The sequence below is a fragment of the Pseudomonas sp. GM41(2012) genome (assembly GCF_000282315.2).
Lineage (GTDB): Bacteria > Pseudomonadota > Gammaproteobacteria > Pseudomonadales > Pseudomonadaceae > Aquipseudomonas.
The window spans coordinates 1416240-1439657 of the sequence record NZ_AKJN02000006.1 but is presented as its reverse complement, the minus strand read 5'-3'; the positions used below and the strand labels follow the sequence as shown (position 1 = coordinate 1439657).

The following is a 23418-nucleotide window of genomic DNA, read 5'->3' as shown; positions in this document are numbered from 1 at the left end:
GTCGTTAAATCTCAAACGGAACCGGACGCTGCACCGCGGCGCTGGGTTGCCAGGCGATACGTCCAGCGCGCGGCAAGCATCAGCAGTGCCGCGCAGCAATACAGACCCAGCAGCGGATCAACCAGGTAATCCCAATAGTTTTGCGAAGGTTTGATCCCGGCAATGAAGGCCAGGGTCGCGCTGGCCAGCATCACGACGGCCAGGCCGTTGCGCAGGTAAAACAGGCCCAGGGTCAGCACGGCGAGGAAAATCAGCAGGGGGCGCGGGCTGTAGCCAAACCGATAGGGGTCCAGATCACTCATGCCCAGGGTGGCCGGGTACAGCACCAGGGCCATCGCGGCGAAGAGGATCAAAACGCCGGTTTTACCCCGCGCAGGTGGCAGGATGTCCAGCCGACGCAAGCAGCCCCACGCCATGAACACCATGGAGGTGATCGCCAGGTCATCGATGTAGCTGCGCAAATAGGCGGCCAGCGATAACCCGTCCAGCGGTATGAAGCTGACTGCCAGCAAGGCGGCCAACAGTGCGATCCGCCAGGTCCTGGGCAAGCCGAAAGAAGGCAGCACCAGGAAGATGATCATTGCGAAGCTGACATGGGCTTGCCACAGGCTGATCATTTGCGACGCTCGTTAAGCCAGGCATCGTTGAAGGAGACGTGCTTGATGAAGGTGTTGTTCCAGGAATAAACCAAGTGATACATACCGTCGGGACTGCGGATGAAGTACGGGTATTCATATTCAAATTCACACCCTTGGCTTTTACAGACACGGTTGTCGAGGTTGTCCAGGAACTGTGCCTCCAGCGGTTGGCGAAGCGCGCCGCTGGAACCGCGAAACTCTCTACCGATGATTTCCTTGTAGGCCTCGGGAGAAAACGGAGCGCCTGCGGGATCAGGTGACTTGTCGAGGTCGCGCAACGAACGCCAATCGTCCATTTTTGCGTCGGTCCCATACAGACTCAGTTTGAAGCGCCCCTCCTGCAGGTCGTTGAGCGCCACCAGCAACCCATGTTCGGGCGTTGCGACGGCCGCCAACGATGAGTTCGGGTTCGAGGGATCGAGCGGATAGGGCTCACTCCAGGTTTGACCGGCGTCTTCGGTACGGGTCGCCAGCACACGGTGGTGGGTATCGCCGGCATAGCGCAGCAAGGCGATGCCGCGCTGGCCGTCCAGCGGAACCACCGTGGGTTGCAATGAATTATTGCCGTGGCTGATGCGGAATTTATCGATCACATTGCCGTCTGCGCTCAAGTAGAGGTACTCGGCAAACTTGCCCAGAAACTCGTGGTAGACCGGCAAGCCGATGGAGCCGTCGGCATGAAACACCGGTGCCGACCGAACCAGCGTGCTGATGTTCAGAAAGGGTGAGGTGATCAGCTGGCGCGGGGCGGACCAGCTTTCACCGAAGTCATCTGACACCATCACATTGACCGCGCTGCCGGCCCAGCCACCCATGGACACGGACACGTAGAACAGCCACACACGATTATCCGGCGCGAGGGCAACCACCGGATTGCCCAGCTTGCGAATGTATTTTCGCGTGCCCTGTTGGGTCGAATCCCGCGTCGCCAATACCTTTTCAGCCCCCCACTCGCCGGTTTTCGGGTCGAAACGGGCGGAACGCACCTGCACATCGGCTGCGCCTTCACGGGAGCCGGCGAACCAGACCGTCATCAGGCTGCCGTCGGGCAAAGCGGTCACCGCCGAGGAATGCACGAAATCCACCAGCCCGGACGAGGCGAAGCGGCTGGTATAAATGGGCTTGGCCACTTTGCCGGCCACGGCCATCACTGGACTTATCAGGGCAAAGGAGGAATGCGTACTGGCAGGGTTGAAGAACCATGCGGCGGCAAACAGGCAAGAAAGTGCAAGGTATGCACCGAGGGCAGGAACGTTGGGAAGTTTGATGCGCATCATTAAGGTTTTGGCATCTCATGGCCCGATCAGGCGCCCAAGCTAACACTCGCTAGTACAAGATCGGGCTTAATGAGTTTCTACTTTGTAAGCAGTTGTTTGTAGCGTGCTGCGTTGTCGATGATCCAAGATTTATTGAGAGGCTGAGACGACCGGATTAGACGGTTTTTACTTCGGCACACCGGGACTTGCCGAGCATTTCCGCCGTTGGTCACAAAAGCCAGACCTAAGCCGTGGTGAACCTGAAAAGGAAACTTCTATCCATTCCCTGCAAAAAGTAATCTGTCATCCCGACACTTGGATGGATCCAAACCATGCACCTGACCCACCGCCCCGTCAGCGCAGAAGATGTCCTGACGATTTGCGATTTTCCTCAAAATCCCCAAGAGCTGTTTTTTATGTTCCCGAAGGCGCAGTACCCGCTGACGGAGGATCAACTGAAGGCTTCGATTGCTCAACGTTCCGACTCAACGGTGGTTGAGGCGGACGGTTCTGTGATGGGCTTTGCTAACTTTTACAGGTTTGAGCGCGATGGCGTTTGCGCGATCGGCAATGTGATCGTGTCGCCCAAGGCTCGGGGGAAAGGGATCGCAAAGTTTTTGGTGCAGACGATGGTAGGGTTGGCGTTTGAACGTCATCGGGCATGGGAGGTGCAGCTGTCGTGCTTCAACGAGAATACGGCGGGGCTGCTGTTGTATCCGCAGCTCGGGTTTGTGCCGTATGGGGTTGAGGAGCGGTTGGCGCCGGACGGGCGTCGTGTAGCCCTTATACATTTGAGAAAGACTGGGAGCCATGGGGGGCTCTGAGTATTTTTCAGGCCGGGTTTTGTGCTGTTTGCTCGGGCCTCTTCGCGGCGGCTGGACGATGACGTTGTGAGGGCAGCCTTTTGTCGGTGTACCTGAACCAGACTCGCGATGCGTTGATCCATGTAGAAGGACTCAGGAGCCGTCGTCATTCTCCGATTGAGGAGCTCAAACCATGCAGCCCAAGGCACACCAGCGATACGACCTGACGCTGCTGATGCTGTTTGTGTTGATCGTCGTGGTGTCGGGTTATTCACCCCGCAGCCGAGTGGATTGGGCACTGGAAAACCTCTTGGTACTGTTTTTGGTGGGCACACTGGTGGCGGTTTCTGGCCGGTTTCGCCTGTCGGCGGTTTCCATCAGCCTGGTATTCGTTTTCCTGTGCATTCACGAACTGGGTTCTCACTACACCTACGCCAAGGTGCCGTACGACCAATGGTGTTCAGCCTTGACCGGGGTCAGCCTCGATAAAGCGCTGGGGTTGCATCGCAATCATTTTGATCGGCTGGTCCATCTGAGTTACGGGCTGTTGATGGCTTATCCCATTCGAGAAGTGTTGCTGCGCCTGACGCCGTTGCGGGGTTTCTGGTTGGTGTTTATGGCGTTGAACATCATTCTGTCGACGTCGGCCATTTACGAAATGGTGGAATGGATCGGTGGTGCCTACCTGGGCGACGACACCTCGCGTGCCTTCGTCGGTGCGCAGAACGATCCCTGGGATTCACAGAAAGACATGGCGTTGGCGGTGGTCGGCGCCTTCGTCAGCGAGTGTGTGGTTTTGCTGTGCAAGCAAAAACGCGCCGTTCCTGCGGCTGAGCAACCGTTTTAAATCACCCGATAAGAAAACCGATACTCGCTCAAGGAATTCCCAGCGGCAGGGCAGGCACCTGCGGCTTTAGAGTCACGCCCTCGTGATGGTGCATCGTGAGATAGACTCAACAGCGAACATCCAAAGGTGGGAGTGACAACGGTGGCGGGATTGCGATGGACTCGCTGATCACGGCCGCAGCGCAGGCGCTGGCAGCGGGTGATCCGCTCGGCGCGCTGAACCGGGTTGCGTTGCGCGACGATGCGCCGGCGCTGGCGTTGCGCGGGATTGCGATGGCGCAACTCGGCGATCTGGTGCGAGCCAAGGCGCTGGTGCAGAGGGCGGCGCGGGCCTTCGGACCGAAGGAGGCCTTGGCTCGGGCGCGCTGTGTGGTCGCCGAGGCCGAGATCGCGCTGGCCTCCCGGGAGTTGGGCTGGCCGGTGAAGGCACTCGAGGCGGCGCGGGTGACGCTTGAGACGCACGGCGATCGAGTGAACGCCGCTCATGCGCGGTATCTGCAGATTCGGCGTTTGCTGCTGATCGGGCATCTCGAAGAGGCCGACGTGCTGCTCGCCGAGCTTGACCCCGCGCCATTGCCGCCGGCATTGCGCGCCGCCCACGAACTGGTCGTGGCGGGGATCGCGATGCGACGACTCGAGACGAACAAGGCGCGGTCTGCACTCACAAGGGCCGAGCACGCCGCGCACGATGCCGATATTCCTGCGCTGACGGCCGAGGTGGAAAACGCTGTCCTTGTTCTGAACACGCCCGTCGCGCGTTTGATTGCCCATGGCGAAGAACGGCCTCTGTTGCTGGAGGAGGTTGAAGCGTTGCTCGCGTCCATGTCGCTGGTCATGGACGCCTGTCGCTACGTGGTGCGTGGCGCCGGCATGTCGGTCTCCCTCGCCACACGCCCGGTCTTGTTCGCCCTCGCACGGGCACTGGCCGAAGCGTGGCCGGCCGACGTGTCGAGGGAAACGCTGATTGCCCGGGCCTTTCGTTTGAAGCACGCCGATGAGTCCCTTCGCGCACGATTGAGAGTCGAAGTCGGGCGACTGCGTGCGGCGCTGAAACCCTTGGCCGGCATCACTGCAACCCAACGTGGTTTTGCGCTGGTGTCGCTGGTTGCCTCTGACGTGGTGGTGCTGGCGCAACACGTCGAAGAGAAGCACGGGTCGGTGTTCGCTTTCCTCGTCGACGGTGAGTCGTGGTCGAGCTCGGCCCTGGCACTGGCCCTTGGCGCCAGCCAGCGAACGGTACAACGGGCGCTCGACGAACTGGCCCGCGCGGGCAAGGTGCAGTCGTTCGGTCGCGGTCGGGCGCGTCGCTGGATGACCCCGCCGGTGCCGGGTTTCGCGACGACCTTGTTACTCCCGGTGCCACTGCCGGGTGACTAGGATGAACGTCACCCACCCGTAACGAGGAATGCCAACATGAAACAATCAGCAGCCAAAATCGTTCGTGAATATGGACCCTTTGCCGGTGTCGATAAGGTGCACGGCGTCACCTGGGACGGCCAGCACGTGTGGTTTGCCACCGGCGACAAACTCAACGCCCTGGACCCGGCGAGTGGCAAGACACTGCGTTCAATCGACGTCGCCGCCCATGCCGGCACCGCCTTCGACGGCCAGCACCTGTTCCAGATCGCCGAGGATCGCATCCAGAAAATTGACCCGCAGACCGGCCGTGTACTTGCAACTATTCCGGCGCCTGGCGGCAGTGACTCAGGGCTGACGTGGGCGGAAGGCACGCTGTGGGTCGGTGAGTATCGGGATCGCAAGATTCATCAGATCGACCCCGAGACCGGCGCGATTCTGCGCACCCTTGAATCCAACCGCTTTGTCACCGGGGTGACCTGGGTCGACGGTCAGTTGTGGCATGGCACCTGGGAAGAAGACGAGAGTGAGTTACGCCATATCGATTCGACCACCGGCGAGGTGCTGGAGAGCGTGAAGTTGCCGGCCGGCGTCGGAGTGTCGGGACTTGAATCGGATGGCGGCGATCAGTTTTTCTGCGGCGGTGGTGGCAGTGGAAAGGTGAGGGCGGTGCGGCGCCCTAAATAAGGCGCCGCTCAATCATTCAAGGCGCGCCAAACAACATCGTCCAGTAAACGCCTTCATCGCTACGCGCGTCCGCCGCATAGGCTGCGCCCATCTGGGTAAACATCGGGTTCATCAAGTTGGCGCAATGCCCCGGGCTGGCCAGCCAGCCCGACATTGCCTTGCTCGGTGAGCCCTGGCCGGCGGCGATGTTCTCGCCGATCTGCCGGCCACGGAAACCAGCGGCTCTGGCCCGGTCTGCGGGCATGTCGCCGTCGGGGTCCTGGTGGGCGAAGTAGTTGCCGTAGGCCATTGCTTTGCTGTGCCCTTGCGCCGCTGCGCCCAGAGCTGCGTTCCAGGCCAATGGCCGTGCGGCGGCGAAGCGTTGACGACCGCAAAGTCGCGGCGTGGAGCGTGCCGCATTGACCTGGGCCAGCAACGCTTTGCTGACGGCTCGCGAATCACCCACGCGACTGTCCAGCACCGGTTGCGCCAGCACCACTTGCCATTCACTCCGGGCGCGACTGACGCCAATGTCGGCATATTGGGTATCGAGCAACGCCCCGCAGTAATCGCTCTGGAGCATGTCGAAGGCCTCATCGGCATCCTGCGCACCGACCACGCGAATCGTGCGCACGGTCACCGCCTGATAGCCGGACGCCTTCAATCGATCGCGCAAACCGCCGCCATAGCCAATCGGCAAGGCCAGGTTCGACTTCAACGCCAGCGGCGATAACGCACGACCCGCGCGCCCCAGGCAGCGATCGGGATGAGCGCGGTAGTCGTTGATGGCTTCCACCAACTGCCTTTCGGCACCGGCGTGGGCGGGGTTGGCGAACAGGGAAAAAAGAGGAATGAAACAGAGCGAGGCAACGCGAACGAACAGGCGGTTTTGGCGCATGGATGAATAGCTCTGAGCGGGCAAGTGGAATTCACGGCTCGGCTATGACTGGCGCTTCAACACAAGGTTCACGGGCGAAAGAGACATATTTGCGGTGGTATCAGTGCGTCCGTCAAAGAGGACATGGAGGTGTCGTATGATGGCTTCTTTTTACCCGTCACAAGGATTCACCCATGCCGTTAAGCAAGCGCGATCAGGCGCAGATCGAGCGTCGCCTGATTGCCACCCTGACCGAGGCGTGTGAGACGGCCAAAGCGGACATCGTCGGGTTCTGCTGGCTGACCCACGAGGTCGATTACGAGGTGTTCCCCTCCAGTCTGCGGATCATCTGGGTCTTCGATACGCAGGCCAATAAGGATCAGGCGCTGGCCAGCGGGCAGGGCGAGCGCATGCTCGAGTTGACTGCCGTTGCGTTAAACGAAGCGGACGTTCTCGTCAGCCCGGTATCGGCCCATGTGCAGTTCGATTCTGAAGAAGCCTGCCAGCGCGCCAATGGCGGAAACTGGCAACAACGCTTGTCGCGCCCGCTCAATTCGAAAACTTTCGCGCCCCGGCCACGCAAAGGATCACCGCGACGGTAACCCCCAGCATGCCAATGCTCACGTGTTCGTGGAGCAGCGTGGCCGCCAGCGCCAAACCAAAAAACGGCTGCAGCAATTGCAGCTGGCCGACGGCGGCAATCCCCCCTTGGGCCAGCCCTCGGTACCAGAATACGAAGCCGATCAGCATGCTGAAGAGCGATACGTACGCCAGGCTCAACCACGCGGCTGGGGTAATTCCCGAGAACGAAGCCGGGGTCATGAACCAGGTGAGCGGGAGCATGACGGGCAGCGACAGGACCAATGCCCAAGAGATCACCTGCCAGCCTCCCAGGGTTCTTGAAAGCTTCGCACCTTCCGCATAACCCAGCCCGCAGGCGAGGATGGCCAGCAGCATGAGAATGTCACCGGTCGGCGAAGCGGTCAGGCCTTGCGAGACGGCAAATCCCACGACCAACGCGCTGCCCAGCACCGAGAAGAACCAGAACACCGGCCGTGGACGCTCCCCGCCGCGCAATACGCCGAACACCGCTGTGGCGAGTGGCAACAGGCCAACGAAGACGATGGAATGCGCCGACGTCACGTACTGCAGCGCCAATGCCGTCAGCAACGGAAACCCTACTACAACGCCCATTGCCACGATCGCCAAGGGCATAAGCTGATGCTTGGCGGGCCGCTTTTCTTTAAACAGCACCAGCATGCAAAGCGCCAGAAGCCCGGCAATCGCCGCTCGAGCAACGGTCAGGAACACCGGGTCGAATTCCAGTACGGCCAACCGTGTGGCCGGCAGCGAGCCGCTGAAAATCAGCACGCCGATGAACCCGTTGAGCCATCCGCTCGCGGTCTTTTCCGTTGTTGGGTTTTGCAGGGTCCGTTCCATGTGAGGGCTCTCTGAATTTGCAGAGATCCATCGTATGGTCGATGATCACTACAATCAAAAAATTGTCATGGATACATCCGACATGCCTCGCTCACGGTACAAGTCATTAGTGGATGCTTTGGCGGCCGACATCCGGTCTGGCCGATTGTTGCCGGGCACGCGCTTGCCGACGCATCGCCAACTGGCGGCGACAGAAGGGCTGGCGCTGGTGACCGCCAGTCGGGTCTATGCAGAGCTCGAAGCCATGGGCCTGGTCAGTGGGGAAACGGGGCGAGGCACGTTCGTGCGGGAGACGTCGTTGCCGCCGGGTTTGGGCATCGACCAGAAAAACGTTGCCGTGGGAATGACCGACCTCAACTTCAACTATCCCTCGCTGCCAGGGCAGGCAGAACTCTTGCGAAATGCGCTGCGCCAGCTCGCCTCGGGCGGTGATCTGGAATCCCTGCTGCGCTACCAGCCACACGCTGGGCGCCTGCATGAGCGCGCCTCGGTGGCGCGTCATTTGCTCGCCCGAGGGCTGACAGTGGATGCCGAGCAAGTGCTGATGGTCAGCGGTGCCCAGCATGGGCTGGCCGTGACGATGATGGCGCTGCTGCAACCCGGTGATGTGATTGCAGCGGATGCGCTGACCTATTCAGGATTCATCGTGCTGGCCGAAGCCTTGCACCTTGAAATCGTGCCCATTCCCGTGACCGAACAGGGACCTGATCTGGAGGCGCTGGATCGTCTGTGCCGGAGTCGCCGCGTGCGGGCGGTGTACTCGATGCCGACGCTGCACAATCCGCTGGGGTGGGTGATGAGTGCCGATCAGCGCGAGTCGCTGGTGACGATTGCGCGCAAGCATGACTTGCTGATCATCGAGGACGCCGCCTATGCCTTCCTTGCCGAGAACCCGCCGGCACCGATAGCGCAACTGGCTCCCGAGCGGACCGTTTACGTTTCAGGACTCTCCAAGAGTGTGGCCACTGGACTGCGCGTAGGTTTCGTCGCCGCCCCCGCCGAAAAAGTGCCCGCGCTGGAGCGCACGATCAGGGCGACCACCTGGAATACCCCGGGCGTGCTGACGGCAATCGCGAGCACCTGGCTCGACGATGGCACGGTCATGCAGCTGGAAGCTGAAAAACGCCAGGATGCGCAGGCCAGGCAGACCATGGCCGCAGAAGTGCTGGCGGGCCTTCCGTGCATTCGCCACCCGTCGTCCTATTTTCTTTGGCTGCCGTTGTCTGAGGATGCGAGGGCCGACCAGATCGCCGCGGCGCTGCTGCGTGAAAAAGTCGCGATTTCAACCGCTGAGCCTTTTGCGACTTCTGCCCATGTACCGCATGCGATTCGCTTGGCGCTGGGGTCTGCGGAGATGGGCGTACTGCGGGAGGCGCTGGAAAAAGTGAAGTGGGTGATTGGTGCTTATTCATAGCCCGAAGTCGGGTCTGAGGCCGGGCCTGTTACGCACATTGGCAAGTTATCGCAAGGGTGAAGCTTACGTTTCGCCCTTGCGATAGGGCCTGCGGTTGGCTGCCAGCCATTGGCAAACTGTCGGGTTTCACCCATGACAGCAAGGCGTGCGGTTGCAATGATCGCCCGAATTCCTACCGTCCAGCGGGTTACCGCCTCTAGATCAAAATCATCTTAGACAAGCATCGGCCGTCGCTTGACAGCATCGTTTAAAGTCATATAACTTCAAATCGTATACTTTCTACCGAGTGGAGAAGCTGATGACACGTCTAAGAGTTCTTTTCGCATCTACCGCAGCAGCCCTGGGGCTTTCATTGGCAATGTCTGCACCGGTACAGGCCGATACCTTGTCGAAAATTCGTGAGCGCGGAGTGCTTGTCTGTGGTGTGCACCCTGGCCTGGTCGGCTTTGGTGCGCCCAACAGTGCGGGTGATTGGCAGGGGTTTGATGCGGATTTCTGCAAGGCATTTGCCGCGGCGATTTTCGAGAAGCCCAAGGTCAAGTTTGTCCCGTTGTCCGATCAGGCGCGTTTCACGGCGCTGCAGAATGGCGAAGTGGATGTCCTCTCTCGGAACAGCACCTGGACCCTGACACGCGATACCACGATGGGCCTGCAATTTCCGGTGGTGGATTTCTTCGACGGCCAAGGCTTTCTGATCAACAAGAAACTGGGCGTCACCAAGGCGGCAGAGCTCGATGGTGCGACGGTCTGCATTCAGCAGGGCACCACCAGCGAATATGTGGTTCGCAACTTCTTCGACAAACTGAAGATCTCGTTCAAACCTGTGGTGATCGAAAGCGGGACTGAGTTCTTCTCGGCCTTTTTCGCAAGCCGCTGTGATGTGATCACCAGCGATGTATCGCAGCTAGCGGTTATTCGGCTCAACTCGGGCAACCCTGAAAACTACGCCATCCTTCCTGATGTGATCTCGAAATCGCCGATGGGTCCCGTCGTCCGTGGTGATGACAAGCACTTCGCAGACCTCGTCAAGTGGACGGTCTTTGCAACCTTTACCGCAGAAGAACTGGGCATTACCAAAGCAAACGTTAAACAAATGCTCACCAGCAACAACGAAGACATCCGGCGCCTTCTGGGTGTAACGCCAGGTGTGGGAGCAGGGCTGGGCCTCAAGGATGACTGGGTGATCAATGTCATCTCAGCGGTGGGCAATTACAAAGAAATCTTCGAGCGTAACGTGGGTGCAAACACGCCGTTGCAGATGAAGCGTGGCCAGAATTCGCTGTGGTCGGACGGTGGTCTGCTGTACGCCCCGCTTTTCTGATCCGTGATGTGAATGGCTCAAACGCCGCATAGACGGCGAATCAGAAACGAGAGGTGAAGGTCATGTCGGCAAGAGAGGGTGCAGTTAAACACCAGCACCGGGCGGTCACGGTGTTGGTCCAGCTCGCAGTGCTCACGGTTGTGGTGATTGCGGTCTGGTATTTCGGGCACGTGATCAACGAGCGCCTTACACAAAAAGGGATCAATACCGGGTTCGGCTTTCTGTGGACTCGCGCCGGCTTCGACCTCAGCGAAAGCATGATTGCTTTCAGCGGCGACAAGTCATATGCGTACGCCTTGCTCGCGGGGTTTTCGAACACGCTGAAAGTGGCGCTTTGCTCCATTGTGTTCTCCGTGCTGCTCGGGGTATTGGCGGCGCTGGCTCAGTTGTCGAAGTTCGGCCTGGCCAGACGAATTGCCAAAGTGTATGTCTCGACGATCCGCAATACGCCGCTGCTGCTGCAGTTGTTCTTCTGGTTCGCTGTTTTTACTTACGGTTTACCGGTGGTCCGGGAGGCTCTGGAGCCGGTACCGGGTGTGTTCATCAGTAATCGCGGGATCAATTTCCCGTGGCCAAACCCCTTCGCATTGACGGCGATCGTCGCGATCTTTTGCACCCTCGTGGCGTTTATCTTGAGAAGTGTGAGGATCGGTGGCAGCCCACTAAAGAATCCGGGAGCCTTACTGATAGTCCTGAGCGTGATTGCTTTTGTGTCCACCGGTTATGCCCTGTGGTCCGGGCAAATGACCTTTGAATGGCCCACCGCAAGCAAGTTCTCAATCGGCGGCGGCGGGCACTTTTCACCCGAGTTCATGAGTATGTTCATCGGGCTCTCTGTGTACACGGGCACTTATATAGCCGAAGCGATCCGTGGGGCGGTGCAGTCCATTGCCCAAGGACAGATTGCAGCAGGTTATGCACTGGGCCTGACGCACTTTGGCGTGCTGCGTTACATCGTGATGCCACAAGCCTTCCGGATCGCGATGCCGGCGGTAGTCAGTGAATTACTGAACCTGATGAAAAACAGTTCGCTGGGTGTTGCCGTGGGATACCCGGAACTGGTCTCGGCGGGCAACACCGCCATGAATCAAACCGGGCAGGCCATCGAGTTGATCAGCATTTTCATGCTGGTTTACGTCACGGTAAACATTATTACGACGCGGGTAATCGGTCTTTGGGAGAAACATTATGTCTGGTGATCTGAATAATGGTGCCCAAGTATCAATTGCCGCACCCTTGACGCTAATCAAACGTTTGAAAGGCCTGGGCTCAGGTTTGCCCAGCCGGATTGTGTTCGGCGCATTATTTCTCTGGGGCGTGGTTCTGGTAGGCCCAAGTATCTTCAAATGGTTGGTGCTTGATGCGACCTTCATTGGCGATGCCGCGCTATGCCACCAGAACGGCGGCGCCTGTTGGGCATTCATCGGTACCAAACTCAATCTCATTCTGTTTGGAGCCTATCCTCCCGAGTCGCTTTGGCGTCCGATCACCTTCGTTGCTTTGATCGCGGCGGTTGCGCTTTGGTGTTTGTTTCGGGTCCGTCATCACACTACGGCCATCGTGCTGTGGGTACTGGCGGCGCTGATTGGTTATCTATTGATGAGTGGCGGGCTGTTCGGTCTTGAGTCAGTGGACCGTGCGCGTTGGGGTGGACTGCCGATCACCTTGCTGATCAGCATTGCCGGCCTTGTTTGCGCGTTCCCTCTGGGTGTGCTGCTGGCGTTGGGTTGTCGGTCGGAGATGCCGCTGATCTCTGTTCCGTGCCGACTTTATGTCGATCTCATTCGCAGTGTTCCGGCGATCACTATTGTCTTCATGACCTTTGCGATCATTCCGTTGATACTTCCGGACGAGCTTATTTTCGACAAGCTTTTTCGGGCAGGTATCGGTCTCTCGCTGTTTACCGCCGCTTACTTTTCCGAAGCCTTGCGCGGTGCCCTGCAAGCACTTTCAGTCGGTCAGCGCCAAGCGTCGGCAAGCCTGGGGTTCGGCTATTGGGGCAGTCACGCCTACGTCATTTTGCCGCAAGTCATCGCCCACTCGCTGCAACCGATTGCCAACATCGCCATCGCGTTCGTCAAGAACAGCTCGCTGTTGATGATCATCGGGCTTTTCGATTTGCTCGGATCGGCAAGATCAAGCCTTTATGACGAAAACTGGCAGGGGTTCTATAAGGAGCTCTATCTGTTTGTCGGCGTCATCTACTTCGTTATCTGCATGTATATCCAACACTACGTCGCGTCGATTGAACGTGAGCGTAGAACCCGCCTGTTTCAATAATGGACGCCTCTATGAAAGAAATCATCGAAGTACCGTTTTTATCTGACGCGCTCAGACGTTTGAATACACCGACCTCTTTGTTGATTCGCTCGGGTTCGATGCTCTATACCTGCGGCCTGCCGCCGCTCGATCCGCTGACCGGGAATATTGTTCGAGGCACGATTGTTGAACAGACTCACGCGGTATTGCGGGTGATGAAAGTTGTTCTTGAATCGGCAGGTTCGTGCCTCGATAACGTGGTGAAAACCACGATCTTTGTCACGGACCCCGCGATGATGGATGAGGTGAATACCGTGTATCGCAAGTATTTCCCTGACAATCCACCTGTCCGGTCTTTTGTTGCAGTCAAACCCTGGCCGTTTCCGTTTGATATTGAAATCGATGTAGTTGCCTGTCTTTAGCGATCGTTTGTGCCGGATTGTGCTTTGTAAGAATTAACAGTTCCTCTGCTCTAGCTATTCACTTCGTTGTTTTAATGTTTATGCCGATGAACTCGAATTGAGTCGTCTCGACGTTTCAGATTTTCTGTCAGAGGCTCTATGAAGGAATGTATTGATGAAAAATGACATTGCTGTATTGGATTCAATTCAAGTGGCCAAACTGATCGGTCAAATTGATGTGTTGTCCGCATTGCGTCGTATGTTCCTGGCGCTGGGACAGGAAAAGGCTGTGCAACCGCCACAACTGCGCAATCCGTTTCCCAACGGGCAAGGCAACTTTATCAGCTACCTCGGAACGCTTGCCGAGGAACGGGTTTTTGGTGCAAAGCTCTCGCCCTATATCCCGCGTCCGGAAGGAGCCCTGGTGACGGCCTGGACGTTGATGATGTCGATGGATGACGGTCAACCTCGCTTGCTCTGTGATTCGGGACAACTGACGGTTGAGCGAACGGCGGGAACCACAGCGCTCGCCGTCGATTTACTCGCGCCCGCGCATGTCAGCAAGTTGGCCGTGGTGGGAGTAGGGCGGCTGGGTCAGGCGCATGTCCGGCATGTTTCGGCACTGCGCGAGTGGGGGGATATCAGGTTGTATTCACCCAACATTGACTCTCTGCCCGCGTCCGAGCAGCAGGGCCTACGGGATCTCGATCCACGCGTCAGCATTCATACTGAACTCGCCAGTGCCGTTGATGATGCGGATGTCATCCTGCTGTGCACCTCGGCCGGTCGAACGGTGCTTGACCCTGCCGTGCTGAAAAAACCAGCGTTGATCACGTCCATTTGCACCAATGCCCCACTGGCGCACGAAGTACCGCCTGAATCCCTGCTGAACATGAATGTTTATTGCGATTACCGGGTTACGACGCCGGACAGTGCAGGGGAGATGCGCATGGCAAAAGACCAGCATGGCTGGTTGCCCGAAAGTATTTACGGAGATTTGCCCGAACTTCTGACGGGCGTTGCGCGACTGCCCGATCCCGAGCGCCATACATTCTTCCGCTCGATCGGATTGGGGCTGGAGGATATCGCCATTGCCAATGAGCTTTATCAGTTGCATATGAAGAACAACTGAGAAGAAGTGCAGAAGTAATACTACGCATTTCAACGTAATAATAAACCGGCGGATGGAAACATCCCCCGGCTTGTTTTTTGGCCATGATTTGAGAACACCACCTGGCTATAGTTGAGACATGATGATCGTTGTGATGGGGCCGCAGGTGAGCTAATCGGGGACTGTCCCCAGTTTGCGTGGGAGGGTGCCATGGCAACTGTTACCGATACGCTGAAGCTGTTTCTCGCCGGCGACGTCATGACCGCCCGCGGCATCGACTCAGTACTGCCGCATCCTGGTGATCCGCGGCTTTACGAAGCTTACGTCAAGAATGCCGGCGACTACGTCCGGCTGGCAGAAAGACTCAGTGGCTCGATTCCATGCCCAGCCGATTTTACCTATGTCTGGGGCGTTGCGCTGGAAGAGTTCGAACTTCGTCGGCCACACGCACGCATCATCAATCTGGAAACTGCGGTGTCCCGCCGCGGACGACCGGAGCCAAAGGGCATCAATTACCGCATGAGCCCGGAGAACTTCCCGGCCATCAGCGCAGCCGGCATCGACTGCTGCGTGCTGGCCAACAACCATGTGCTGGACTGGGGGGCAACCGGGCTGGCCGATACGCTGGATACCCTGGCGAGCAACGGTATGTGCAGCGCTGGCGCCGGGCACAATCGGCAATCTGCCGAAGCGCCCGCCGTGCTGCCGCAGCCTGGCGGGCGGCGCTTGCTGGTGTTTGGCCTCGGTGCACCCGACAGCGGCATTGCGCCGGATTGGGCCGCCACGGATAGGCGCGCGGGCGTCGCGCGACTGGAAGATTTGTCGATGCAAAGCCTGCGCCCTGTGGCCAAACGGATTCTCGAGGGCAAAAATCCGGGGGATCTGGTGGTCGCCTCCATTCACTGGGGCGGCAACTGGGGGTTCGATATCCCGCGCGAGCAGGTCCGGTTCGCCCATGCCTTGATCGACGAGGCCGGAGTTGACGTGGTGCACGGGCATTCCTCGCACCACGTCAAGGGCATCGAGGTGTACCACGAACGCCTGATTCTCTATGGCTGCGGTGATCTACTGAACGATTACGAAGGCATCGAGGGCCACACAGCCTTTCGCGGCGATCTGGGGCTTCTGTACTTTGCCTCGCTGGACCCGGGCGGGCACCTGCAGTCGCTGGACCTGATACCCACCCGCGTGCGTCGCTATCGCATTTGTCGCGCCGAAGGGGATGACCGTCAATGGCTGCACGACACCCTTTCTCGCGAGTGCGCACGCTTGGGCAGCAGCATCCAGCCGGGCGCAAAAAATGCTTTCGAGTTGCGTTGGTAGGAGCGTCTGGACACGCCCCTTTCGACTCCTGGTGATCAATGCTGCAGGATTTTCGACAGGAAGTCCTTGGCACGCGGCGACCGTGCTTCGGGGGTGCCAAAGAACTCTTCTTTTTTACAGTCTTCAATGATTTTTCCCGCGTCCATGAAAATCACACGGTTACTGACTTTCCTGGCAAAGCCCATTTCGTGGGTGACGCACATCATGGTCATGCCCTCGTTTGCCAGCTTGATCATGACGTCTAGAACCTCGCCGACCATTTCCGGGTCCAGGGCCGAGGTGGGTTCGTCGAACAGCATCACGATCGGGTCCATCGATAAGGCACGAGCAATTGCCACACGTTGTTGCTGGCCACCTGAGAGCTGCCCCGGAAATTTGTCTTTATGGGCGCTCAGTCCAACACGATCGAGCATCTTAAGACCCCGCTTGAGCGCCTCGTCCTGGCCCCGGCCCAGCACCTTCATCTGGGCGAGCGTCAGGTTTTGCGTAACAGAGAGGTGTGGAAACAATTCGAAGTGCTGAAACACCATGCCGACCCGGCTGCGTAGCTTTGGCAGGTTGGTTTTCGGGTCCGAGAGGCTGATACCGTCGACGACGATTTCGCCTTTCTGGAAGGGCTCCAGTGCATTGACCGTTTTGATCAGCGTTGATTTGCCAGAGCCGGAAGGGCCGCACACCACGACGACTTCACTCTTCTGAATTGTGGTCGAGCAATCGCTCAGTACCTGAAAGTTGCCGTACCACTTGGAAACATTTTTTATGTTGATCACGGTGGTTGTCCTGATGTGGTTGCAGATGGCGCAAGAGGGACTAGGACCTGATCGCGAACGGCTTACCAGGGTGTTACCAATCCCTTTCTACTGTAGAAAGTATACGATTTAAGTTTCGCCAGCGACAACAAAAATGCGATGAATGAGGCTCGCCTTCAGATGAATGGAGGAAAGGAACTGGAGGACTCTGTTCGGGGGGGCGAGGCTGAGGATGCCGTCCTTGTTCGTTTTCGTATAATCGTATACGGTTGTGCATAATGAAGTTGTTGCTCGTATCTGCCAAACACAGACACGCCTTTAAATCGCTCCTGGCCACTTAGTGTCATATGTCTAACCCATCACCACTGAAATACATTGCAGGTCTGATCCCGCTGGCCCGTGTGTCCGCGCCTCAATTTGTTGCGGCCGTCATCAGGGAAGCCATCGTTACCGGCGCGCTTTCCGGTAGCGAACCGCTGCGTCAGGACCTGATCGCTACCGAACTCAACACCAGCAAGGTGCCGGTTCGCGAAGCGCTACGCGAGCTTGAAGGTCAGGGGCTGGTCCAGTTCCTGCCAAACCGCGGCTTCATGGTGACGCAGCCTTCCCGGCATGAAATGAATGAGTGCTTTGAATTAAGGGCGGTTTTAGAGCCGCTGGCTGTCCGCCATTCGGTACCGCTCTCGACACCCGAGCAACTTGATGCAGTCGAACGCATCATCGATGAGTTCGAGAAAGTTCACGATCCGATCTTGAGCAGTCAATGGAACCTCACGCTTCACACGGCGCTGTATGCGCCTGCGCAAATGAAGCATCTGGAAAATATGATTATCCGTGCGCACACCGTTGCGCAGCGTTATACGCATATCTACATGCAGCTACGCTCAGCGGGGATTGATAGCCAGGACGAGCACCGCGCGATCCTGGCGGCGTACCGGGCAAAAGATGTGGAGGCGGCGGTTGCGTTGATGACAAAGCACGTCAAGCAAGCCTCGGATGAAGCGGCTGAGTACTTGCGGGACCACTTTGAGCAAAGCTGATCGGAACTGTAACGATGAGATCTCTGTAGGAGCCGAGCTTGCTCGCGATGGAGGTTAACGGTAACGCGTGTTTTCTGAATAAACGCGCCGCCTTGAGTCCATCGCGAGCAAGCTCGGCTCCTACAGATGATCTGCGTTGCCTTATTTGGACTTCAAGACTTTCGGATTGGAGTTGCCCCAGATCGTGTAGAGGTCCGCCAGCAACGCACCGTTGATGGTCTCAAGCTCCGTCTGGGTAATCTCTTCATCACCTTGCTTGCCGTACAGAACGACCTCATCTCCCGGTTGCACGCCCTTGATGCCACTGACGTCAATCATCAGTGTATTCATGGTGACCTTGCCGATCACCGGCGCGCGTTGACCGTGAACCAGCACTGAGGCTTTGTTGGAGAACGCTCTTCGATAACCGTCGGAGTAGCCGGCCGGGATGTTGGCGATCAACGAGTCTTTGCTCAGGGTAAAGGTGCGGTCGTAGCTGATCGTACTGCCCGCCGGGTAGGCGTTGACCGCCGCGACCCGCGATTTGAACTGCATCACCCGTTGAAACTCGTTATGCCCACCCACTGGATAACCATAGAGCGCAGCCCCCGGGCGAACCATGTCCAGCCAACCTTCCGGCACCTCAAGGGTGGTGAAGGTATTGGCGCAATGCAGGGTGATCCGGCTGCGGTCCAGTTTGGCGTGCTCGATCAGCCAGCCAGACTGCTCCTTGAATGTGGCCAGTCCCTTCAGAACATCCTCTCGTTCTTCGACCGGGAAGTGGGTCATGATCCCGACGAGATTCAGATGATCCAGCCGGGTCAGCTCCACCGCCTGTTGTTGCCCCTCAGCCGTGCTCATTTCCAGACCGTTGCGGCTCATGCCCGCCGAATTCAGCGCCAGGTGAACCGGCAGCTTCACGCCCTTGCGGGTGGCCAGTTCATTGAGCTGGCGTGCAACCTCCAGGTTGCCGACCAGTTCTTCGATGTTGTAGCGCAGTGCATGCTCGACTTCTTCAACGGTCGCGCTACGCAAACGCATCAGGCGTCCCTTGAAGCCTTTTGCCCGTGCAACACGCGCCTCCTCATTGCTCGCCACGCCGATACAGGTAATCCCCATCCGGATGGCGGAAGGGATCAGTAAACCAATGCCGTTTCCATAAGCGTCGGCTTTCATCACGGCACACATCTGGCTTTTGCCCGCCAGCCGTTGCTGGAGCTTGGTGATGTTCCCTTCGAAGGCAGCCTGATCAATCTCCAGCCAAGTGTTGGCCTGGCCTGATTGATTGTCGGCGCGAGGATGTTCAGGGGTGGGATCGAGCAAAGGGGCGGCATTGACCACCGGCATCATTGCCGTCAAGGCCAGGGCGAGCGTCAGCGTACTGAGCATAAAACGTGGCATATCGAGTCTTCCATACTGGATGAGGAAAGGCCCCATGCTGGCGTGGATTTGGCATCAGCCAGGTCCATCAGGCATTGAGCGAACAGCCATGGAATTTTTAGGCAAAGGCGCTGTTTGTTTATGTGGTGTTCTGCCGTTCGCGCAGCGGATGTCGCTGTAAAAAGGGCTTAAACGACCGAGGGTTTATTTCATCTGCTCAGCGATTTTCGTTTGATGGGTATCAGCAATGAGCGTCCATTTCAGCAAGAGCGGAATCGGCTGCTGAGGTAAAACTTTCAACATTCTGAGTCGAGCGCCAATGGGATAACAGCCGAGTCGGCCGCAGGGGAGGACGGAGAATAACCGCACTCACTTCCTTTTCTTGAAAGGCTCCCATGCAAACGACTAATACCGTGTTGATGATTCGACCTTCGCGCTTCTCCTTCAACGTTGATACCGCCGCGAACAATCGATTTCAGAAGTGCTCATTGCCGCAGGACCAGGCGCAAGCTCAGGCCCTTGAAGAGTTTGATGGCTATGTAGCGGTATTACGCGAGCAAGGGGTCGAAGTGCTGGTGGCCCAGGACAGCGCGTCCCCCCATACACCCGATTCGATCTTCCCTAACAACTGGTGGAGCAGTCATGCCGATGGCACGCTGGTGCTGTATCCGATGCAGGGACAGAACCGTCGGCTGGAGCGTGACAAAGGCGTTCTGGAAGCGTTGCTGCAGGACTATTCGATTGAGCACTTGCTCGACTTTACCGAGCTGGAGCAGCAGGAACTTTTCCTGGAGGGCACCGGCAGCATGGTGCTCGATCGCGTTCAGCGTATTTGTTATGCAGGGTATTCGGCTCGCACCCATGTCGATGCACTGCGCCAGTTTGTCGAGAGTCTCGGGTACCGTTTATGCGCCTTTAATGCTGTTGACCGCGAAGGGGTGGCGATCTATCACACCAACGTGATGATGAGCGTCGGCACGGGGCTCGCGGTGGTCTGCCTGGAAGCGGTCAGCAATCTTCAGGAGCGCACCGAACTTGAAACTCAGCTGCGAGCCAGTGGCAAGGAAATCCTGGCACTGACCTGGGAACAGCTCGAGTCGTTTGCGGGCAACATGCTGGAAGTTCACAACCAAAAGGGCGAGCCCATCCTGGTGATGTCGCGCACGGCCTGGTGCTCTTTGAATACCGAGCAACGCCAACTCATTGAACGACATGCCAAGCCCTTGCCGGTGAACATCGATACGATCGAACTGATTGGCGGCGGCAGCGCCCGCTGCATGTTGGCCGAAGTGCATTTGCCCAAGCAACAGAAGCAAGCGTCGGTCGACCGTGGCGATTTCGATCGTTTCATGGTGCCCAACTACGCGCCTGCGCCGTTTATTCCGGTCCGTGGAGAAGGATCGCGGGTCTGGGATCAGAATGGCCGAGAGCTGATCGATTTCTCCGGTGGGATCGCCGTCAACGTGCTCGGCCATGCCCACCCGAAACTGGTTAGTGCATTGACGGAGCAAGCGAACACGCTCTGGCATGTCTCCAACGTATTTACCAACGAGCCTGCGTTGCGCCTGGCGCGCAAACTGGTGGAGGCGACCTTCGCCGACCGCGCGTTCTTCTGCAACTCGGGAGCCGAGGCGAATGAAGCGGCATTCAAGCTCGCACGACGGGTCGCCCATGACCGTTATGGCGCGGACAAATTTGAAATCATCGCCGCGTTGAACAGCTTCCATGGCCGAACACTGTTTACCGTGTGCGTGGGCGGCCAACCTAAATACTCCGACGGCTTCGGCCCGAGAATTGAAGGGATCAGCCATGTGCCTTTCAATGATCTGGATGCACTGCAGAACGCGATGTCGGACAGAACCTGCGCGGTGGTCCTGGAGCCGATTCAGGGCGAGGGCGGTGTGCTGCCCGCTGAGCGCGCTTACCTCGAAGGTGCCCGCAAGCTCTGCGATCAGTTCAATGCGCTGTTGATCTTCGACGAAGTGCAGACCGGCGTGGGACGCACTGGAGAGTTGTTCGCTTATCAGCATTACGGCGTTGAGCCCGACATCCTGACCAGTGCCAAGAGCCTGGGAGGCGGGTTCCCGATTGGCGCGATGTTGACGCGCGAAGGGCTGGCGCAACACCTGTTGCCGGGCACCCATGGCACCACCTATGGCGGTAATCCGCTGGGCTGTGCGGTGGCCGAGGCGGTGTTTGACCTGGTCAGCGACCCGGTCCTGCTCGATGGCGTGAAACAACGCGCAGAACAGTTCAAGGCTCGCCTTGCCCAAATGGCCGAGCAATACGGTGTGTTCAACGAAATTCGCGGACTGGGGCTGCTCATCGGTTGCGTGCTCACTGACGGCTGGCGTGGGCGAGCCAAAGAAGTGCTGAATGCGGCGGCCGGGCAGGGGTTGATCCTGTTGCAGGCCGGCCCCGATGTACTGCGTTTTGCCCCCAGTTTGATTGTGTCCGAGGTGGACATTGTGGAAGGGCTGGACCGCTTCGAGCGTACCCTTGCGCTGCTGACCCGGGCTGCAGACTGACCATGAGTAATAGCCTGAAGTTCAGCCACAAGATCCTGCTGGCCGTCTCTCTGATTGTCATCGCCGCGTTCGGGTTGTTCACGGTCTACAACGACTACCTGCAGCGCAGCGCTATTCGTAAGGACCTGGACAGTTATCTGCACGAAATGGGTGGTGTCACCGCGAGCAACATTGCCAATTGGCTGTATGGCAGGGTGTTGTTGATGGAGAACCTTTCACAATCGGTGGCGATCAATCCGGCGGCGGAAAACATAACGCTTCTGCTGAAGCAACAAGCCCTGGCGTCGACCTTTATCGCCACCTATGTGGGAGATAAAGACGGTAAGTTCATCACCTATCCGGACGCCAAGATGCCGGCGGGCTACGACCCTCGTGCCCGCCCCTGGTACAAGGACGCGGTCAACAGCAGCGGCCCGACCGTCACCGAACCTTACATCGATGCCACCACCGGCAACCTGGTTATCACCGTCGTCAACGCGATCAGCAAGGCCGGGCAGACGCAGGGCGTCGCGGGCGGTGATCTGGGCCTGCAGGCTGTTGCCGACAGCATCAATGCCCTGGACTTCAACGGCATGGGTTATGCCTTTCTGGTCAGCACTGACGGCAAGATTCTGGTTCACCCGGACAAAGCGTTGGTGATGAAGACGCTCAAGGATGTTTATCCGCAAGAGACCCCGCGCATCAGCAGCGATATCAGTGAAGTCCGGGTTGATGGCAAAACCCGCATCGTCACGTTTGCACCGATCAAAGGCTTGCCGTCACTGAACTGGTACATCGGTTTGTCCGTGGACAAGGACAAGGCGTTTTCGATGCTCAGCGAATTTCGTGATTCAGCCCTGATCGCCACGGTGATCGCCGTGCTGGTCATTATTGGATTGCTCAGCCTGCTGATTCGCTTCCTGATGCAACCCATGCAAGTGATGACCCGGGCGATGCAGGATATCGCCGAGGGTGAAGGTGATCTGACCAAGCGCCTGACGATCCAGACGCAAGACGAATTCGGCATCCTCGGTACGGCGTTCAACCGTTTTGTCGAAAGGGTTCATGGTTCGATTCGCGAGGTCTCCTCGGCCACAGAACAGGTCAACGAAGTGGCCCTGCGGGTGGTCAGCGCTTCCAACTCGTCGATGCTCAACTCCGACGAGCAGTCCAGTCGCAGCAACAGCGTGGCGGCCGCGATCAACCAGCTCGGCGCAGCCGCCCAAGAGATTGCCCGCAACGCCGCCCAGGCCTCGCATCAGGCCAGCGATGCCCGTGGCCTGGCGGCTGAGGGTCAGGAGGTCGTCGAAAGAACCATCCAGGCGATGAACACGTTGTCCGGGATGCTCGGCACTTCCAGCGGCAACATCGAGAACCTCAACAGCAAAACGGTGAATATCGGGCAGATCCTGGAGGTGATCACCAGCATCTCCCAGCAAACCAACCTGCTGGCGCTCAACGCCGCCATTGAAGCGGCCCGTGCCGGTGAGGCCGGTCGGGGTTTTGCGGTGGTTGCCGATGAAGTACGCAACCTGGCCCATCGCACACAGGAATCGGCGCAACAGGTGCAGACGATGATCGAAGAGCTGCAAGTCGGCGCCCGCGAGTCGGTCAGCACCATGAGTCAGAGCCAGCGCCACAGCCTGGAAAGTATGGAGATCGCCAACCTGGCCGGGGAGCGCTTGAACAGTGTGACCCTGCGAATCGGCGAAATCGATGGCATGAACCAGTCGGTTGCCACCGCCACTGAAGAACAAACCGCCGTGGTTGAGTCGATCAATAGGGACATTAGAGAAATCAACACCTTGAATCAGGACGGCGTGGAGAACCTTCATTCAACCCTGCGAGCCTGTTCCGATCTGGAGCAGCAGGCGGCTCGCTTGAAACAGTTGGTGGGCAGTTTCCGGATCTGATCCATCAGCGCCGTTCGCCCTCCCGGCGTCTACGGCCGGGGAGGGCGTTTTGCTGTCTGGAACGTGGTAAGCGTTAAGCGATCAAGCATGAATGAGCGGTTTCAGTCCGTGTGAAAGCGTCCAGGATTGTCTAACCTTT

The 23418-nt window shown here is 58.2% G+C and carries 22 protein-coding genes and 1 pseudogene; 17 read left to right on the top strand and 6 right to left on the bottom strand.

Annotation, left to right across the window (positions count from 1 at the left end; translation table 11 throughout):
* Positions 1 to 11: 11 nt before the first annotated feature.
* Together PMI27_RS19410 and PMI27_RS19415 are read right to left on the bottom strand one after the other, a co-directional pair.
* Positions 12 to 617, bottom strand: coding sequence for a hypothetical protein (locus PMI27_RS19410; RefSeq protein ID WP_008156426.1), 606 nt, complete (start codon positions 615 to 617; stop codon positions 12 to 14).
* Entirely contained in the window at positions 614 to 1912 is a 1299-nt protein-coding gene (locus PMI27_RS19415) for a sialidase family protein (protein WP_033053330.1), read from the bottom strand. Before PMI27_RS19415 ends, PMI27_RS19410 begins: the two co-directional genes overlap by 4 nt.
* A 314-nt stretch (positions 1913 to 2226) precedes the next feature.
* Here PMI27_RS19415 and PMI27_RS19420 point away from each other — a divergent pair, with 314 nt between their 5' ends.
* The 4 genes from PMI27_RS19420 (at position 2227) to PMI27_RS19435 (ending at position 5586) form a co-directional block, all read left to right on the top strand.
* Complete coding sequence (locus PMI27_RS19420; protein ID WP_008156423.1) at positions 2227 to 2718, top strand: GNAT family N-acetyltransferase; 492 nt, start codon at positions 2227 to 2229, stop codon at positions 2716 to 2718.
* Positions 2719 to 2890: 172 nt separating this feature from the next.
* A complete protein-coding gene (locus tag PMI27_RS19425) occupies positions 2891 to 3544 on the top strand; it encodes a DUF2238 domain-containing protein (protein ID WP_008156421.1) in 654 nt (217 codons plus the stop codon).
* Positions 3545 to 3699: 155 nt separating this feature from the next.
* On the top strand, positions 3700 to 4920 hold the full coding sequence (locus tag PMI27_RS19430) for a hypothetical protein (RefSeq protein ID WP_008156418.1): 1221 nt from the start codon (positions 3700 to 3702) through the stop codon (positions 4918 to 4920).
* A 36-nt stretch (positions 4921 to 4956) separates the two neighbouring features.
* Positions 4957 to 5586 (top strand): Vgb family protein, encoded by a 630-nt coding sequence (locus PMI27_RS19435; RefSeq protein WP_008156417.1) that lies wholly within the window; start codon positions 4957 to 4959, stop codon positions 5584 to 5586.
* Between the two features lie 16 nt (positions 5587 to 5602).
* Here PMI27_RS19435 and PMI27_RS19440 read toward each other — a convergent pair whose 3' ends face one another.
* A complete protein-coding gene (locus PMI27_RS19440) occupies positions 5603 to 6463 on the bottom strand; it encodes a CAP domain-containing protein (RefSeq protein WP_008156415.1) in 861 nt (286 codons plus the stop codon).
* 173 nt (positions 6464 to 6636) lie between these two features.
* On the opposite strand from PMI27_RS19440, the gene PMI27_RS19445 reads away from it, so the two are divergent.
* Positions 6637 to 7044, top strand: a complete 408-nt coding sequence (locus PMI27_RS19445) for a hypothetical protein (protein ID WP_008156413.1) — start codon at positions 6637 to 6639, stop codon at positions 7042 to 7044.
* Here the strand turns inward: PMI27_RS19445 and PMI27_RS19450 are convergent.
* A complete protein-coding gene (locus PMI27_RS19450; protein ID WP_008156411.1) occupies positions 6992 to 7882 on the bottom strand; it encodes a DMT family transporter in 891 nt (296 codons plus the stop codon). The genes PMI27_RS19445 and PMI27_RS19450 overlap by 53 nt on opposite strands.
* A gap of 82 nt (positions 7883 to 7964) precedes the next feature.
* On the opposite strand from PMI27_RS19450, the gene PMI27_RS19455 reads away from it, so the two are divergent.
* From PMI27_RS19455 to PMI27_RS19485, 7 genes are all read left to right on the top strand, one after another.
* On the top strand, positions 7965 to 9296 hold the full coding sequence (locus PMI27_RS19455; RefSeq protein ID WP_033053327.1) for an aminotransferase-like domain-containing protein: 1332 nt from the start codon (positions 7965 to 7967) through the stop codon (positions 9294 to 9296).
* Positions 9297 to 9594: 298 nt separating this feature from the next.
* Positions 9595 to 10617, top strand: a complete 1023-nt coding sequence (locus PMI27_RS19460) for an amino acid ABC transporter substrate-binding protein (RefSeq protein WP_008156408.1) — start codon at positions 9595 to 9597, stop codon at positions 10615 to 10617.
* Between the two features lie 62 nt (positions 10618 to 10679).
* Complete coding sequence (locus tag PMI27_RS19465) at positions 10680 to 11816, top strand: amino acid ABC transporter permease (protein WP_008156407.1); 1137 nt, start codon at positions 10680 to 10682, stop codon at positions 11814 to 11816.
* Positions 11806 to 12897 carry an amino acid ABC transporter permease gene (locus tag PMI27_RS19470; RefSeq protein ID WP_008156405.1) on the top strand — a complete coding sequence of 364 codons (1092 nt, stop codon included), beginning with the start codon at positions 11806 to 11808 and terminating at the stop codon, positions 12895 to 12897. The genes PMI27_RS19465 and PMI27_RS19470 overlap by 11 nt, the downstream gene beginning before the upstream one ends.
* Positions 12898 to 12908: 11 nt before the next feature.
* Entirely contained in the window at positions 12909 to 13298 is a 390-nt protein-coding gene (locus tag PMI27_RS19475) for a RidA family protein (protein ID WP_008156403.1), read from the top strand.
* A 154-nt stretch (positions 13299 to 13452) separates the two neighbouring features.
* On the top strand, positions 13453 to 14409 hold the full coding sequence (locus tag PMI27_RS19480; protein ID WP_008156401.1) for an ornithine cyclodeaminase family protein: 957 nt from the start codon (positions 13453 to 13455) through the stop codon (positions 14407 to 14409).
* 189 nt (positions 14410 to 14598) lie between these two features.
* Positions 14599 to 15711, top strand: a complete 1113-nt coding sequence (locus tag PMI27_RS19485; protein WP_008147057.1) for a CapA family protein — start codon at positions 14599 to 14601, stop codon at positions 15709 to 15711.
* Positions 15712 to 15746: 35 nt separating this feature from the next.
* On the opposite strand, the gene PMI27_RS19490 is transcribed toward PMI27_RS19485, so the two are convergent.
* The gene (locus tag PMI27_RS19490; protein ID WP_008157180.1) at positions 15747 to 16481 is read right to left on the bottom strand and encodes an amino acid ABC transporter ATP-binding protein; all 735 of its coding nucleotides are present in this window, start codon (positions 16479 to 16481) and stop codon (positions 15747 to 15749) included.
* 326 nt (positions 16482 to 16807) lie between these two features.
* On the opposite strand from PMI27_RS19490, the gene PMI27_RS19495 reads away from it, so the two are divergent.
* Positions 16808 to 17500, top strand: coding sequence for a GntR family transcriptional regulator (locus PMI27_RS19495; protein ID WP_008157181.1), 693 nt, complete (start codon positions 16808 to 16810; stop codon positions 17498 to 17500).
* A gap of 141 nt (positions 17501 to 17641) precedes the next feature.
* Here the strand turns inward: PMI27_RS19495 and alr are convergent, their stop codons facing one another.
* Complete coding sequence (alr, locus tag PMI27_RS19500) at positions 17642 to 18880, bottom strand: alanine racemase (RefSeq protein ID WP_008157182.1); 1239 nt, start codon at positions 18878 to 18880, stop codon at positions 17642 to 17644.
* Positions 18881 to 18914: 34 nt separating this feature from the next.
* Between alr and PMI27_RS32255 the strand changes: the two genes are divergently transcribed.
* The 4 genes and pseudogenes from PMI27_RS32255 (at position 18915) to PMI27_RS19505 (ending at position 23279) form a co-directional block, all read left to right on the top strand.
* Positions 18915 to 19040 carry a hypothetical protein gene (locus PMI27_RS32255; RefSeq protein WP_274519670.1) on the top strand — a complete coding sequence of 42 codons (126 nt, stop codon included), beginning with the start codon at positions 18915 to 18917 and terminating at the stop codon, positions 19038 to 19040.
* Between the two features lie 214 nt (positions 19041 to 19254).
* Positions 19255 to 20142 (top strand): annotated as a pseudogene (gene ctlX / locus PMI27_RS32065) (citrulline utilization hydrolase CtlX); the annotation flags it as partial.
* Positions 20137 to 21387 carry an aspartate aminotransferase family protein gene (locus PMI27_RS32060; RefSeq protein WP_033053325.1) on the top strand — a complete coding sequence of 417 codons (1251 nt, stop codon included), beginning with the start codon at positions 20137 to 20139 and terminating at the stop codon, positions 21385 to 21387. The pseudogene ctlX and the gene PMI27_RS32060, both read left to right, overlap by 6 nt.
* 2 nt (positions 21388 to 21389) lie before the next feature.
* Entirely contained in the window at positions 21390 to 23279 is a 1890-nt protein-coding gene (locus PMI27_RS19505) for a methyl-accepting chemotaxis protein (RefSeq protein WP_008157184.1), read from the top strand.
* Positions 23280 to 23418 lie beyond the last annotated feature (139 nt).

Coding starts and splice junctions, on each gene's coding strand:
- PMI27_RS19410 (WP_008156426.1), bottom strand. CDS start 617: ATGATCAGCCTGTGGCAAGCCCATGTCAGCTTCGCAATGATCATCTTC.
- PMI27_RS19415 (WP_033053330.1), bottom strand. CDS start 1,912: ATGCGCATCAAACTTCCCAACGTTCCTGCCCTCGGTGCATACCTTGCA.
- PMI27_RS19420 (WP_008156423.1), top strand. CDS start 2,227: ATGCACCTGACCCACCGCCCCGTCAGCGCAGAAGATGTCCTGACGATT.
- PMI27_RS19425 (WP_008156421.1), top strand. CDS start 2,891: ATGCAGCCCAAGGCACACCAGCGATACGACCTGACGCTGCTGATGCTG.
- PMI27_RS19430 (WP_008156418.1), top strand. CDS start 3,700: ATGGACTCGCTGATCACGGCCGCAGCGCAGGCGCTGGCAGCGGGTGAT.
- PMI27_RS19435 (WP_008156417.1), top strand. CDS start 4,957: ATGAAACAATCAGCAGCCAAAATCGTTCGTGAATATGGACCCTTTGCC.
- PMI27_RS19440 (WP_008156415.1), bottom strand. CDS start 6,463: ATGCGCCAAAACCGCCTGTTCGTTCGCGTTGCCTCGCTCTGTTTCATT.
- PMI27_RS19445 (WP_008156413.1), top strand. CDS start 6,637: ATGCCGTTAAGCAAGCGCGATCAGGCGCAGATCGAGCGTCGCCTGATT.
- PMI27_RS19450 (WP_008156411.1), bottom strand. CDS start 7,882: ATGGAACGGACCCTGCAAAACCCAACAACGGAAAAGACCGCGAGCGGA.
- PMI27_RS19455 (WP_033053327.1), top strand. CDS start 7,965: ATGCCTCGCTCACGGTACAAGTCATTAGTGGATGCTTTGGCGGCCGAC.
- PMI27_RS19460 (WP_008156408.1), top strand. CDS start 9,595: ATGACACGTCTAAGAGTTCTTTTCGCATCTACCGCAGCAGCCCTGGGG.
- PMI27_RS19465 (WP_008156407.1), top strand. CDS start 10,680: ATGTCGGCAAGAGAGGGTGCAGTTAAACACCAGCACCGGGCGGTCACG.
- PMI27_RS19470 (WP_008156405.1), top strand. CDS start 11,806: ATGTCTGGTGATCTGAATAATGGTGCCCAAGTATCAATTGCCGCACCC.
- PMI27_RS19475 (WP_008156403.1), top strand. CDS start 12,909: ATGAAAGAAATCATCGAAGTACCGTTTTTATCTGACGCGCTCAGACGT.
- PMI27_RS19480 (WP_008156401.1), top strand. CDS start 13,453: ATGAAAAATGACATTGCTGTATTGGATTCAATTCAAGTGGCCAAACTG.
- PMI27_RS19485 (WP_008147057.1), top strand. CDS start 14,599: ATGGCAACTGTTACCGATACGCTGAAGCTGTTTCTCGCCGGCGACGTC.
- PMI27_RS19495 (WP_008157181.1), top strand. CDS start 16,808: ATGTCTAACCCATCACCACTGAAATACATTGCAGGTCTGATCCCGCTG.
- alr (WP_008157182.1), bottom strand. CDS start 18,880: ATGCCACGTTTTATGCTCAGTACGCTGACGCTCGCCCTGGCCTTGACG.
- PMI27_RS32255 (WP_274519670.1), top strand. CDS start 18,915: ATGCTGGCGTGGATTTGGCATCAGCCAGGTCCATCAGGCATTGAGCGA.
- PMI27_RS32060 (WP_033053325.1), top strand. CDS start 20,137: ATGTTGGCCGAAGTGCATTTGCCCAAGCAACAGAAGCAAGCGTCGGTC.
- PMI27_RS19505 (WP_008157184.1), top strand. CDS start 21,390: ATGAGTAATAGCCTGAAGTTCAGCCACAAGATCCTGCTGGCCGTCTCT.